This is a genomic window from Plantactinospora sp. WMMB782 (genome assembly GCF_049179135.1).
Classification (GTDB): domain Bacteria; phylum Actinomycetota; class Actinomycetes; order Mycobacteriales; family Micromonosporaceae; genus Plantactinospora.
This window is the reverse complement of sequence record NZ_JBMHMC010000007.1, coordinates 2,298,756-2,311,035: the sequence shown is the minus strand read 5'-3', so window position 1 is coordinate 2,311,035 and position 12,280 is coordinate 2,298,756. Positions and strand designations below refer to the sequence as shown.

12 protein-coding genes are annotated in these 12,280 nt (G+C 71.7%); 8 read left to right on the top strand and 4 right to left on the bottom strand.

Features of this window, described 5'->3' with window-relative positions; translation table 11 throughout:
- The first annotated feature begins 1 nt into the window (after nucleotide 1).
- Complete coding sequence (locus tag ACN28A_RS12600) at nucleotides 2-787, top strand: 2-phosphosulfolactate phosphatase (RefSeq protein WP_421395225.1); 786 nt, start codon at nucleotides 2-4, stop codon at nucleotides 785-787.
- 125 nt (nucleotides 788-912) lie between these two features.
- Here the strand turns inward: ACN28A_RS12600 and ACN28A_RS12595 are convergent, their stop codons facing one another.
- Nucleotides 913-2,937, bottom strand: a complete 2,025-nt coding sequence (locus tag ACN28A_RS12595) for a carboxypeptidase-like regulatory domain-containing protein (RefSeq protein ID WP_421395223.1) — start codon at nucleotides 2,935-2,937, stop codon at nucleotides 913-915.
- 96 nt (nucleotides 2,938-3,033) lie between these two features.
- On the opposite strand from ACN28A_RS12595, the gene ACN28A_RS12590 reads away from it, so the two are divergent.
- The 5 genes from ACN28A_RS12590 to amcA all read left to right on the top strand — a co-directional run bounded on the left by ACN28A_RS12590 (nucleotide 3,034) and on the right by amcA (nucleotide 7,942).
- Nucleotides 3,034-3,387 carry a sterol carrier family protein gene (locus ACN28A_RS12590; protein WP_421395222.1) on the top strand — a complete coding sequence of 118 codons (354 nt, stop codon included), beginning with the start codon at nucleotides 3,034-3,036 and terminating at the stop codon, nucleotides 3,385-3,387.
- Between the two features lie 151 nt (nucleotides 3,388-3,538).
- Complete coding sequence (purF, locus tag ACN28A_RS12585) at nucleotides 3,539-5,107, top strand: amidophosphoribosyltransferase (protein WP_421404331.1); 1,569 nt, start codon at nucleotides 3,539-3,541, stop codon at nucleotides 5,105-5,107.
- A gap of 144 nt (nucleotides 5,108-5,251) precedes the next feature.
- Nucleotides 5,252-6,397: a phosphoribosylformylglycinamidine cyclo-ligase gene (purM, locus tag ACN28A_RS12580; protein ID WP_421395220.1), complete on the top strand. Its 1,146-nt coding sequence runs from the start codon at nucleotides 5,252-5,254 to the stop codon at nucleotides 6,395-6,397.
- Nucleotides 6,398-6,630: 233 nt separating this feature from the next.
- Entirely contained in the window at nucleotides 6,631-7,734 is a 1,104-nt protein-coding gene (amcB, locus tag ACN28A_RS12575) for a cyclophane-forming radical SAM peptide maturase AmcB (RefSeq protein WP_421395218.1), read from the top strand.
- Nucleotides 7,703-7,942, top strand: a complete 240-nt coding sequence (gene amcA / locus ACN28A_RS12570) for a multiple cyclophane-containing RiPP AmcA (RefSeq protein WP_421395216.1) — start codon at nucleotides 7,703-7,705, stop codon at nucleotides 7,940-7,942. Before amcB ends, amcA begins: the two co-directional genes overlap by 32 nt.
- 283 nt (nucleotides 7,943-8,225) lie before the next feature.
- On the opposite strand, the gene ACN28A_RS12565 is transcribed toward amcA, so the two are convergent.
- Together ACN28A_RS12565 and ACN28A_RS12560 are read right to left on the bottom strand one after the other, a co-directional pair.
- A complete protein-coding gene (locus ACN28A_RS12565; RefSeq protein WP_421395215.1) occupies nucleotides 8,226-8,441 on the bottom strand; it encodes a DUF3073 domain-containing protein in 216 nt (71 codons plus the stop codon).
- A 343-nt stretch (nucleotides 8,442-8,784) separates the two neighbouring features.
- The gene (locus ACN28A_RS12560) at nucleotides 8,785-9,867 is read right to left on the bottom strand and encodes a Glu/Leu/Phe/Val family dehydrogenase (protein ID WP_421395213.1); all 1,083 of its coding nucleotides are present in this window, start codon (nucleotides 9,865-9,867) and stop codon (nucleotides 8,785-8,787) included.
- A 199-nt stretch (nucleotides 9,868-10,066) separates the two neighbouring features.
- Here ACN28A_RS12560 and ACN28A_RS12555 point away from each other — a divergent pair, with 199 nt between their 5' ends.
- Both ACN28A_RS12555 and ACN28A_RS12550 read left to right on the top strand, forming a co-directional pair.
- Nucleotides 10,067-10,906, top strand: coding sequence for a hypothetical protein (locus tag ACN28A_RS12555; RefSeq protein WP_318399009.1), 840 nt, complete (start codon nucleotides 10,067-10,069; stop codon nucleotides 10,904-10,906).
- Between the two features lie 265 nt (nucleotides 10,907-11,171).
- Nucleotides 11,172-11,381 (top strand): BldC family transcriptional regulator, encoded by a 210-nt coding sequence (locus ACN28A_RS12550; RefSeq protein WP_007073996.1) that lies wholly within the window; start codon nucleotides 11,172-11,174, stop codon nucleotides 11,379-11,381.
- A gap of 115 nt (nucleotides 11,382-11,496) precedes the next feature.
- Here ACN28A_RS12550 and ACN28A_RS12545 read toward each other — a convergent pair whose 3' ends face one another.
- Complete coding sequence (locus ACN28A_RS12545) at nucleotides 11,497-12,225, bottom strand: ABC transporter ATP-binding protein (protein ID WP_421395211.1); 729 nt, start codon at nucleotides 12,223-12,225, stop codon at nucleotides 11,497-11,499.
- Between the last annotated feature and the right edge of the window lie 55 nt (nucleotides 12,226-12,280).

Below are 12,280 nucleotides of genomic sequence, written 5' to 3'. Positions count from 1 at the left end.
CGTGACGGGGCCGGGTGGACCACCGCACGGGTCGGCGGAGTCCGTCCACGCCCAACCGGGTACCGGCGCCAGGCTGGACTGGGGCTTGGCCGGCGCGGCCGAACTGAGCCGGGTCTGCGCGGTGCTGGTCGTGGTGGACGTGCTCTCCTTCACCACCTCCGTCGAGGTGGCGGTCGCCCGGGGGATGCGGGTGCACCCGTTCCCGTGGGGCGCCCAGGCCGCCGAGTACGCCGCCCGGGTCGGTGCGGTGGCCGCGGTCGGGCGCCGTGCGGTGACCGCCGAGCATCCCTGGTCGCTCTCCCCGGCAGCCCTGCATGCCGCTCCCGTCGTACCGGAGCTGGTGTTGCCCTCCCCGAACGGTTCGGCGATCAGCGCCGCCGCCAGCGCCACCGGGCTGCCGGTGGTGGCGGCCTGTCTGCGTAACGCACGCGCCGTCGGGCGCTGGCTGCTCGCCCAGGGGTACGGCTCGACCGCCGCACCGATCGGCGTCGTGGCGGCCGGGGAGCGCTGGCCGGACGACAGTCTCCGGCCGGCCGTCGAGGACCAGCTCGGTGCGGCCGCCGTACTGGACGTGCTCGCCACGGTCCCCGGTGGACTCTCCGTCGAGGCGGCCGTCGCACTGGCGGCCCTGAACAGTCTCCCCTCGGTGCCGGCGGCGGTCCGGGGCAGTGTCTCGGGGCGGGAACTCGTCAGCCGGGGATTCGGCCGGGACGTGGAGATCGCGGTCCAGGTCGACGTCTCCGAGGTGGTCCCGGTACTCCGCAACGGCGTCTACTCCCCGGCCTGAACGCGGCAGCCGTCGTCGATCCACTCATCCGCCCGTCCCGTCGACCGGCGGTCCGGTGGAAACCGTGGGGCCCGGCTCGCTGTCGCGAACCGGGCCCCACGGGTCACCTCGTCTGGACCGTCCGGTCAGTCGTCCAACCAGTCGAGCGACCGGCGCTCCGAGCGGCCCGGCTGCTGCGGCGCGCCCGACCGGCTCTGCCCGCCGGCCCGGGGGTCGTCGTCGTAGTAACCGCCGCCCTGCTGCTGGCCGTAGCCGGCCCGGTCGTCGTAGCCGTTGTGGTCGTCGTAGCCGCCACGCTGCTGGTCGTAGCCGGCGCCGGTGGTCGGCTGGTCGTAGCCGGTCCGGTCAGCCTCGTAACCCTGCTGGTCGTAGCCGCCCCGGCTGTCGTAGCCCTGCTGGTCGTAGCCGTCACCGGCCCGGTCGTAGCCGGCACCGGTACGCGGCTCGTCGTCGTAGCCGCCGCGGCCGTAGCCGGCGGCACCGGCGTCGTAGCCGTCGTCGTCCCGGCCGTACTGCTGGGTGGGCTCGTAACCGCCGTGCCCGGCCCCGGAGGACGGGCGGTAGGCGTTGGTGTCGTACGGGTCGGCCGCCGGGCCGTAGCCGTCGGCGTCGTCCCGGTCACCGGTGTAGCGCCCGGTGGGCTCGTCGTACCCGTTGTCGTAGCCGCCCGCACCGTTGGCGGAGTATCCGCCGCCGGAGACCGGCGCGCCGTATCCGGCACCCGAGCCGGGAGCGTTGCCGTAGCCGACCCCGGACGCGGGAGCGTTGCCGTAGCCGCCGGCACCGGAGCCGGGAGCGTTGCCGTAGGCGCCGGCACCGGAGCCGGGGACGTCGCCGTAGCCGTTCGCGTTGTCGCCCCAGCCCTGCTGTCCGCCGCCGTAGCCGGGACCCTGGGGTCCGGGGAGCGGTGCACCGTACGGGTCCGGGAACTCGTCGTCGACGAGTGGCGCACTGTGCATCATGGTCGGTGCGTCGGCCAGGTTGCCGCCGCCGGCCGCGACCATCGTCGGGTCGGCGCCGGCCCGGTTGGTGACCCGGGTGGCGTCGTCGTCGCGGTAGCCACCACGGCCGGCACCCGTGCGCGGCCCCGGCCCGCCTGCTCCGGCCACACCGTCGGCCTCGTCGTCGCCGTCTTCCTTGCGGCGCATCAGCAGCAGCACGATGGCGCCGACACCGAGCGCCACCAGCAGGCCGCCGGCCAGGATCAGCACCCAGGAGCCGAGCCCGCCGCCGGAGTCCTCGTTGGCGGCCTGGTCGGGCGCCGCCTCCGCGCTCTCCTCGGCGCCGGCCTCCTCGGTCGGCACCTCCTCGGCGGCGTCCTCGGTGGGCTCCACCGTGGCGTCGGCGCTGGCGGTGGGCGCACCGGCCAGGGCGAGCTGGATGCCCTGGTTGTTCACCCGGGCGCCGGCACCGCCGTTGACCTCCTTGGTGTCGGTGATGCCGTCCTTGGTGGCCCGGATCTGGAGCCGTCCCGGCGCGATCACCCGGTCCTGCGAACCGACGAACCGGTAGTTGCCGCTGCCGGTGGTGTTCGTGGTGTGGGTACGCCCCTGGCCGTCGGTGAGCCGGACGCTGGCCCCGGAGACCCCGTCGCCGCTGGCCTCGTCGGTGACCCGCCCGGACACCTCGGCAACGGTCTGCACCTCCGGCGGCGCCTCCGGGCCCTGCACGCGGATGTTCCGCGAGGCGGTGGCGCCGTCGTTGCCGACCTCGGCGGTGATCCGTACGGCTCCGGACCGGCTCTGCCCGGCCGCGACGTTCCCGGCGCGCAGCGTGACGCTGTACGACTTGGTCGCACCCAGGTCGATGGTGTCGGTGAAGTCGCACCTGCCCTGGCACTGCAACTCGTTGATCGTCGTGCTCACGGCGATGTTGAACGAGGTCTCCCCGCCCAGCACACCACCGTTGTTGTTCTTGACGTTGAAGCTGAGCGTGGTCGTCTGCCCGGCGTTGAGGCTGGCGTTGACCCCGGTGATGGTCACCGTGGGGTCGTCAGCCGAGGCTGGTGTGGTGGGGAGAGCGAATAGTGCGCTGGCTGCCAGCGCCACGACCACACCGGCCCGGGTAATCCAGGCTCGTCGGTGTGCTGTCACGTCCACCGCCTTCCGGGGCTCCACCGCCGACCTGTCGCCGGCCGGGGATCTACCCATACGACTACACCGTCGGCAACTATGCCTTGTCCGACCGAGTCGGCGCGACCCAGGGGCGGCGAAAAATGCCACGAAGCCGGGTCGTATCGTCCCGACGTGTCCTCTCCGCACAATAAGTCCGCAGCGGTCGCGACCGCGCTGGCGGACCTCGACGCCGGCCGTACGCCGGAGCGTACGACGCTGCGGGACGCCGTTCGTGTCCTGCTGGCCGACCTGGCGCGGGCGGCGCCCGGCCGGGCGGTGGAGGTCCGGGTGCCACCCTACGGTGCGGTCCAGTGTTGTGCCGGCCCGCGCCACACCCGGGGTACTCCGCCGAACGTGGTGGAGATGGCTCCGGAGGACTGGTTGCGGTTGGCCACTGGCCGGATCTCCTGGACGGAGGCTGTCGCCGGGGGGCTGGTACGCACCAGCGGCAATCGCGCTGATATCTCCCCTTATCTACCCATTTAGCCGCAGCCTTCCATCACCACCTGTCACTTACGGGGGCCATAACGTGGCTCTCTGTATCGGCTGCGGTTCGCGTACACTGTCGGAGTCGACAGAACCCGAAATCAACCGGGTGACAGGCGAGTCCGAGCAGATCAGCAAGAGGGAGCGGCAGGTGCCCCGAGGCGACGGCCGGTTGAGCCATGACCTCGACCCCCAACGACCCGGTCCGCAGGACGCGTGCGGCGTGTTCGGCGTCTGGGCCCCGGGCGAAGAGGTGGCGAAGCTCACCTACTTCGGCCTCTACGCGGTCCAGCACCGGGGTCAGGAGGCTGCCGGCATCGCCGTCAGCGACGGGTCGGGCGTGGTGGTCTACAAGGATCTCGGCCTGGTCGCCCAGGTCTTCGACGAGCCGACGCTGGCGAGCCTGCGCGGCCACCTGGCGATCGGCCACACCCGGTATTCCACCACCGGCGGCTCGACCTGGGAGAACGCCCAGCCGACCATCCGGGCCAACACGGCCGGCACCACTATCGCGCTGGCGCACAACGGCAACCTGGTCAACAGTGCCGAACTCGCCCGGCAGGCGGTCGAGCGCGGCATGGACTCGGACGGCTCGACCTCGGACACCGCCCTGGTGACAACGCTGCTGGCCAGCCGCCCCGACCTCTCGGTGGAGGCCGCGGCGCTGGAGGTACTGCCGACGCTGCGCGGCGCGTTCAGCTTCGTCTTCATGGACGAGACCACCCTCTACGCCGCCCGTGACGCGCACGGGGTGCGCCCGCTGGTGCTCGGCCGGCTGGAGCGCGGCTGGGTGGTGGCGAGCGAGACCGCCGCACTCGACATCGTCGGGGCGAGCGTGGTCCGCGAGGTCGAGCCCGGCGAGCTGATCGCCATCGACGAGCACGGGCTGCGGTCGGCCCGGTTCGCCGCGCCGGAGCCGAAGGGCTGCCTCTTCGAGTACGTCTACATCGCCCGGCCGGACACCACGATCGCCGGCCGCAACATCCACGCCGCCCGGGTCGGCATCGGCCGGAAGCTCGCCCGGGAGCACCCGGTCGAGGCGGACCTGGTGATCCCGGTCCCCGAGTCCGGCACCCCGGCCGCGATCGGCTACGCGGAGGAGTCCGGCATCACCTACGGCGCCGGACTGATGAAGAACCCGTACGTCGGGCGCACCTTCATCCAGCCGTCGCAGACCCTGCGTCAGCTCGGCATCCGGCTCAAGCTCAACCCGCTGCGGGAGAACGTCCGGGGCAGGCGCCTGGTCGTGGTGGACGACTCGATCGTGCGCGGCAACACCCAGCGGGCGATCGTCCGGATGCTGCGCGAGGCCGGCGCGCTGGAGGTGCACGTCCGGATCTCCTCGCCGCCGGTCACCTGGCCCTGCTTCTACGGCATCGACTTCGCCACCCGGGCGGAGCTGCTCGCCAACGGGCTGGACACCGAGGGCATCCGCCGGTCGATCGGCGCCGACAGTCTCGGGTTCGTCTCGCTTGCCGGTCTCGTCGCGGCCACCGAGCAGCCGAAGACCCGGCTCTGCCGGGCCTGCTTCGACGGCGAGTACCCGATCGAGCTGCCGGCGGGGAACCTGATCGGCAAGCACGTACTCGAAGGAGTTGACCGCCGGGTCGCCGGCGCCGGGGCGGAGGAGGCGGCTCCGGCCGGGGCCACCTCCCGGGGCTCCGGCGGTCAGCCGTTCGTGAACAGTTCCAGTGGCGGCGAAGTGTCGTCGCACGCGTAGGCACCACGCCGGGCGGGGCTCATGGGTACGACGCCCGGCGACAGGACCGGTCCGGCCGGACATCTCCGGTGGGGCAGCACGAAGTCGAGCGATCCTCGACCGCTACCGACGCGGCCAGCCGCGAGAAGCACTAAGGGGAGAACCGTGACGCACGTGACCGAGCGCAGTGGTGCAGGAAGCGGCCGGGGTGGTACCCATCAGCCGTGGACGGCGGGGATGGGTCGGTCGGGCCGTAAGCGCACGGTGTCGTACGCGGACGCCGGTGTCTCGATCCACGCCGGCGAGCGCGCGGTCGAACTGCTCCGGCCGAAGGTGCAGGGCACCCGGCGCCCCGAGGTGATGGGTGACATCGGCGGGTTCGCCGGGCTGTTCCGGCTGGACACCCAGAAGTACAAGAACCCCATCCTCGCCTCGTCCACCGACGGGGTGGGCACCAAGCTGGTCATCGCGCAGCAGATGGACATCCACGACACGGTCGGCATCGACCTGGTCGCGATGGTGGTGGACGACCTGGTCGCCTGCGGCGCCGAGCCGCTCTTCCTGCTCGACTACATCGCCTGCGGTGAGGTCGTCCCGGACAAGGTGGCCGAGATCGGCGCCGGCATCGCCGACGGCTGCCGGTACGCCGGCTGCGCGCTGCTGGGCGGCGAGACCGCCGAGCACCCGGGCGTACTCCGCCCCGACGAGTACGACGTCTCGGCGACCGGCGTGGGTGTGGTGGAGGAGAGCGAGATCCTCCGCCCGGAGCGGGTCGAGATCGGCGACGTCGTGATCGCGATGGGCTCGTCCGGCCTGCACTCCAACGGCTACTCCCTGGTCCGGCACGTGCTGCTCGGCGCCGGCCGGATGCGGCTGGACAGCGTGATCGAGGAGTTCGGCAAGCAGCGGACCCTCGGCGAGGAGCTGCTCACCCCGACCAAGATCTACGCGCGGGACTGCCTGAAGCTGATCGCCGAGGCCGAGGTGCGCGCCCTGGCACACGTCACCGGCGGCGGCATCCCGGGCAACCTGGTCCGGGTGCTGCCCGACCACGTCGACGCGGTGGTCAACCGGGCCACCTGGCGGCCGCAGCCGATCTTCGACCTGGTGCAGGCCAAGGGCCGGATCGAGGACCAGGACATGGAGTCCACCTTCAACATGGGCGTGGGCATGTTCGCGATCGTGTCGGCCGAGGACGCCGACCGGGCGCTGGCCTGCCTGACCGGCCGTGGCGTGCACGCCTGGCAGGCCGGTGAGATCATCGAGGGCACCGGCGAGGTGCACATGATCGGCCAGCACACCCGGGGCTGACCGGTCCCGACACACCGGCCGGGCGGCGCCCCGGGCTCGCCCTGGGCGGGCGGCCGGGTGCGACGCTGGGCGGGTACAACAAAAACGCCAAAACCCGCATCCGCGATATTGCCCGTGATTCTCGGCATACCTGGTCAGGACTTCACCGGGGTGGCTACCGCCACCTAGCCTGAGGGGCACCTCAGAGGCGGGGGAGGAGGGCCATGGCTGTCCGCGGACAGGAGTTTTCCGGTATGCGGGGGATCGCCGCGGTCCCCAGCTACGTGGTCATGCAGCCGACGACGCTCTGCAACCTCGACTGCGCGTACTGCTATCTCCCGTTGCGTGCGGCGGACCGTCGGATGACGGTACCGGTGGCCGCCGCGGTGGCCGCCCCGGTCAACGGTTGGGCCCGGCTGGGCCGGTTCTCGGTGGTCTGGCACGGTGGCGAACCACTCGCCGCCGGCCGGGACCACCTGGCGGCCCTGCTGGCGCCCTTCGACGCGACCGTCGAACACCACGTGCAGACCAACGCGACCCTGATCGACGACGCCTGGTGCGAGTTCTTCGCCGCACACCGGATCCGGGTCAGCGTCAGCGTGGACGGGCCCCGGGAGCGCAACGGGGAACGGGTCGGCCGGGGCGGGCGGCCGGCGTACGACCGGATCGTGGCGGGGATCGAGGCGCTGCGCCGGCACGGGATCGGGTACTCGGCGCTATGCGTGGTGAGCCGGCCCGAGCCCGGACTCGCCACCGAGCTGTACGACTACTTCCTCGGCCTCGGCTGTGACGTACTCGGGATCAACATCGAGGAGACCGAGGGGGTGAACACCCGGCGCAACGCCCACCCGGCCGAGCTGGTCAGCGGCTTCTGGGCCGAGCTGGTCGCCGCCTGGCGCCGGAACCCCCGGATCCACCTGCGGGAGGTCGAGTGGTCGCTGCGGTACGCGGCGGCCGTGCTGGACGGCACCGACGACGACGTACTGCCCCGGCAACTCGACCCGATCCCCACCATCGGGTACGACGGCTCGGTGGTGCTGCTCTCTCCCGAACTCGCCGGCTTCTCCGACCCGAGATACGGCGACTTCACCAGCGGGAACGTCCTGGAGACCCCGCTGGCGGAGATCCTCGGCGCGGCCGGCGGCACGCCCTGGGTGGCCGAGTTCCTGGCCGGGGTGGAGAACTGCCGGGCCCGCTGCCCGTACTTCGGGTTCTGCGGGGGCGGGCACGCCGCCAACCGATACTTCGAGCACGGGCGTTTCGACGGTACGGAGACCGACCACTGCCGCAACAGCAAGATCCGTCTACTAGAGGGAGTGTTGGAGCATGCCCGAGATCACGAGCCCACGGCCGTCTGAGCCCGTCGAGACCGGTTCGCACGATCCGGTGGCCGCCCGGGTGCGGGGTGCTCGGGACGGACTCACCACCCTGCTGCGGGAGGCGGCGGAGGCGCGCCGGCTCCGGGCCGAGGTGTCGACCGCCGGGGACGGCGCCAGCGCGGTCTGCGCCTGGAACCACTTCGAGAACATCCCGACGTTCTACAACTGGAACAACCGTCCCCGTTGAGCACCGGGCGAGGCGGATCACCCCGGGTGCCGGTTCTGGGGCCGGGAACTCTGAGATGTCTGGCTCTGCGGCGGCTGTGGCGGAACGTCCCTGATCGATCGGCCCTTACTCTCGGGTACGCCGGAGCCCGGCTAGATGGGTAAAGGACCTGCCGGTGGGTCGGAGGCAGGCTCCGGCCCCGGCAGGTCCTTACCGGTGGCGTCCCGATCGGCGGTACGGTCCCGCAGCCACTCGGACACGCGTGAGCACGCGGTGTTACCGCGTGCTCAGATGTGACCGGAGGTCAGCGGGTCGACGACCAGGTGTCGCGGTCGTCGTCCGCGTCATGGTCCTCGTCATCGTCGTCGACATACTCTTTGTAGTCGTCGTCGAAGTCGTGGTCCGACTTGCGGCTGCCGCCGAGTTCTCGCTGCAAGGCGGCGAGGTCGGTGTTCGGGGAGTGGTACTTCAACTCCCGGGCGACCTTAGTCTGCTTGGCCTTAGCACGGCCGCGCCCCATGGCTCGACCCCCTCGCACAGAATTCGGGGCAGCCCGAAGGCGGGCCCCGATGACGTCAGGCATCTCTCGTGGCTCTTACGGTACATGGGGAGGACCCGGTTCGGCACCTCGGGTTACCACCGTCCGTGCCCGCGCGTCGCGCGGACATCGACGGGCGGTGCCATTCTACTCAGTAAGGAGCGACGCGGGGGCCCGGCCATGACTCGTTTGCGACCTCCAGACCCATCGGTCCAGTACAGCGTACTTTCGACAGGAATAACCGGCAATCGGTCGCGGTGACCTCCAGCGTCGTGCGGAGCCGGTACCCGGACCGGCTCCGCCTCGTCCGCCGACGGCGGGCCGGTCAGCGCAGGTGGATGGTGCGCAGCCGGCCGACCTCGGCCATCCGGCGCTCGGCGAGCCGGTCGGCGGCGACCACCGGCGGCACGCCCTCGGCATCGGCCAGTCGCAGGATCTGCCGGGTGGTGTCGTAGATCCGGGTGGCCCGCAGCTTGGCCCGCTCGAAGTTGAAGCCCTCGATCTCGTCGGCGACCTGGATCACCCCGCCGGCGTTCACCACGTAGTCGGGGGCGTACAGCACGTGCCGGTCGGCGAGCAGCTTCTCGATTCCCGGGTGCGCGAGCTGGTTGTTCGCGGCGCCGACCACCACCGAGGCGCGCAGTGCCGGCACGGTGTCGTCGTCCAGCGCGCCGCCGAGGGCGCAGGGGGCGTACACGTCGATGTCGGAGGTGATCAGGGCCTGGGTGTCGGCGACCACGTCGACCTGCGGGTACGCCTGCCGGACCCAGGCCAGTGCCTTCTCGTTCACGTCGGTGGCCACCACCGAGGCGCCGTCGTCGATCAGGTGCCCGGTCAGGTGCTTGCCGACCTTGCCGAGCCCGGCGACCCCGACCCGGCGTCCGGCCAGGGTCGGCGACCCCCAGGTGTGCTCGGCGGCGGCCCGCATCCCCTGGAAGACACCCCAGGCGGTCAGCACCGACGAGTCCCCGGCACCGCCGTGCTCGACGCTGCGGCCGGTCACGAAGCGGGTCTCCCGGGCCACCACGTCCATGTCGGCGACGTAGGTGCCGACGTCGCAGGCGGTGTAGTAGCGGCCGTTCAGCGACTCGACGAAGCGGCCGTACGCCCGCAGCAGCGGCTCGGTCTTGATCTGCTCCGGGTCGCCCCAGATGACCGCCTTGCCGCCCCCGAGGTCCAGCCCGGCGAGCGCGTTCTTGTACGCCATCCCCCGGGACAGGTCGAGCACGTCGTGCAGCGCCTCGGCCTCGGTGGCGTACGGGTAGCAGCGGGTGCCGCCGAGGGCCGGGCCGAGCGCGGTGGAGTAGATGGCGATGATCGCCTTGAGTCCGGTCTGCTTGTCCTGGCAGAACACGACCTGCTCGTGGCCGTCGGGTTCCGGACCGTCGGTGCTGGCGAATACGTCCATGTCTTCGCTCCTGATCTGGAGGTGGGCATCCTCGTGGGATGCGGCCGGGAGGGGGCTCCCGAGGTGCCGGCGGGGGATGTTGCCGGCCTGCTCCGAGCCTAATCGTGATCGGCACACGGATGGGCCGCGGCCGGCGCGCCCGAGACGGATTGGAGATGCTGGAGACTCGTCCACTCTCGTTTCGTGGGAGGATCGCGCCGTGCCGTCGCTCTTCGCTTCCTACCTGCGGGTGTACGAGCCGTTGACCGCCTTCGATCGGGACCGGCAGCTCTTCTGGCGTCGGTACGTCAAGGAGGGCAGGGCGGTGGCCCCGTTGGAGGGGCCGGTCCGGCAGCGGACGGCGGTGATCGAGGCGCTGGGCGCGGGCTGGACCCGGCTGCCCGACCTGCCCGAGGAGGCGTACGTCCTGGAGGCCGACGACACGCTGCTGGTCTGCCCCTGGAACCTGCGGGTCCGGGTCGCCGAGGCGGCGCTGAGCGCCCGGGACGGCGTACCTCCGGTGTTGGCCGACGCGTTCGTCCCGCCGGTGCTGGCCGGTCAGGCCAAGGCGGTGGTGGAGGACTGGCGCAGCGGGGCGCGGGTGCTGGAGCACGGGGTGCCGAGGCTGCACGAGCAGATCGCCACCTGGGGGGTACCGCTGCGCTGGTTCGTCTTCGTCGACCCGGAGGAGCGGGAGCTGACCACCCGGCCGGACCGGCGGGTGCTGCGCTACCGCACCGAGATCTCCAAGGCCCGCCGGCGGGCCTCCCGGGGGCTGTCGGTGCTGCGCAAGTCGGTCGGGGACGCGCCGATCACCGAGGCGGTCGAGGAGGGCGCCCGGTGGCTCGAGGAGTTCCATCCCCGGTCGGTGGTGGAGCTGGACTACGGCGGGCTCGTCGACCTGCTGCCGGACGAGGCGCTGGCCGCGGACGACTCCCCGGAGCTGGTGGCGGCGGGGCTGGCCGGGCTCTCCCGGGGCGACGCGGACGCCGCGACCGAGGCGTACGAGAAGCTTGTCGCGCGCTGGCGGGCGGTCCAGTTACTGGAGCGTTGCAATTAGCGAACAATGCGGCTCAGGGCCCATTGGGAGCGCACACAGATGAATGCCCCTCGTAATATCGGCGTCACGAGGGGCAATCGGCCGTCCGGTTAAGTCTTTTTCTGGCATAAAAAAGGCCCATATATCGGTCATTGTTCATCCGTCCATCCAGGGACCTTCGGCCGTTCGGCCCATGTCGGACATCGGGGACTAGCCGGACCATGGGAGACGCGTCGGCCGGCGGGACCCCGGCCGATGTCTATAGGCACCTGTGGAGGAGTGACCGATGGCATCGCGTACGCATGAACCTGAGCCGCTACTCACGCCGGCAGAGGTCGCGTCGATGTTCCGTGTCGACCCGAAGACCGTGACCCGGTGGGCCAAGGCGGGGAAGCTCAGCGCGATTCGAACGCTGGGCGGGCACCGTCGTTACCGCGAGTCGGAGGTTCGTGCCCTGCTTCAGGGCCAGATCCCCCAGCAGCGGCAGGGCGACTGAGACCCGAGGAACAACAGCACCGATTCAGGGATGGGACCCGTGCGGACGTACGGATCCCATCCCTGAATCGTGTCCGCCGCCGACGGCGCGGGGCTGCGGGAGATTCGGCCGAAGATCAGCTGCCGGCCAGGGCCGCCCCGTCCAGCTCCGCTCCGTCCCGTCCCGCCCCGGCCACCAGCCGGCCGTCGCGCAACGTCAGCACCCGGTCGGCCAGGTCGATCAGGGTCGGGTCGTGCGTGGCCACCAGCGCGGTCATCCCCCGGGCGTGCACCAGGGCGCGGAGCAGATCCATTATCGAACGACCGGTCTCCGAGTCGAGTTGACCCGTCGGCTCGTCCGCGATCAGCAGCGCCGGATCGTTCGCCAGCGCCCGGGCCACCGCCACCCGCTGCTGCTGGCCGCCGGAGAGCTCGTACGGCCGCTGCCCCGCCTGCCCGCCCAGGCCGACCAGTTCGAGCAGCATCGTCACCCGCTCCTCCCGCTCGGCCCGGCCGCGCTTCGCCAGCCGCAGCGGCACCCCGACGTTCTCCGCCGCGGACAAGATCGGGATCAGCCCGAACGACTGGAAGACGAACCCGATGGTCGAGCGGCGCAGCTCGAGCAGTTCCGCACTGCCGGCGGCGGTGATCTCGTGCCCGGCGACGTGGATCCGCCCGGTGGTCGGCCGGTCCAGGCCGCCGACCAGGTTCAGCAGGGTCGTCTTGCCGGCCCCGGAGCGGCCCCGGATCGCCACCAGCTCGCCCCGGGCGGCGGTGAGGGAGACCTCCCGGACCGCGTGCACCACCCGGTCACCGGTGGCGAAGTCCCGGCCCACCCCCTCGACCCGGACCAGCTCCTCGCCCATCAGCCGCCCTCCTGTGCCGTTCCCGCCCGCTTCCCGCCTCCGGCGCTGCCGTTCC

Bases quoted from the DNA above. Each gene is read 5' to 3' on its own strand.
- ACN28A_RS12595 (WP_421395223.1), bottom strand. From the start codon at position 2,937: ATGGGTAGATCCCCGGCCGGCGACAGGTCGGCGGTGGAGCCCCGGAAG.
- amcB (WP_421395218.1), top strand. From the start codon at position 6,631: ATGCGGGGGATCGCCGCGGTCCCCAGCTACGTGGTCATGCAGCCGACG.
- amcA (WP_421395216.1), top strand. From the start codon at position 7,703: ATGCCCGAGATCACGAGCCCACGGCCGTCTGAGCCCGTCGAGACCGGT.
- ACN28A_RS12565 (WP_421395215.1), bottom strand. From the start codon at position 8,441: ATGGGGCGCGGCCGTGCTAAGGCCAAGCAGACTAAGGTCGCCCGGGAG.
- ACN28A_RS12560 (WP_421395213.1), bottom strand. From the start codon at position 9,867: ATGGACGTATTCGCCAGCACCGACGGTCCGGAACCCGACGGCCACGAG.
- ACN28A_RS12550 (WP_007073996.1), top strand. From the start codon at position 11,172: ATGGCATCGCGTACGCATGAACCTGAGCCGCTACTCACGCCGGCAGAG.
- ACN28A_RS12545 (WP_421395211.1), bottom strand. From the start codon at position 12,225: ATGGGCGAGGAGCTGGTCCGGGTCGAGGGGGTGGGCCGGGACTTCGCC.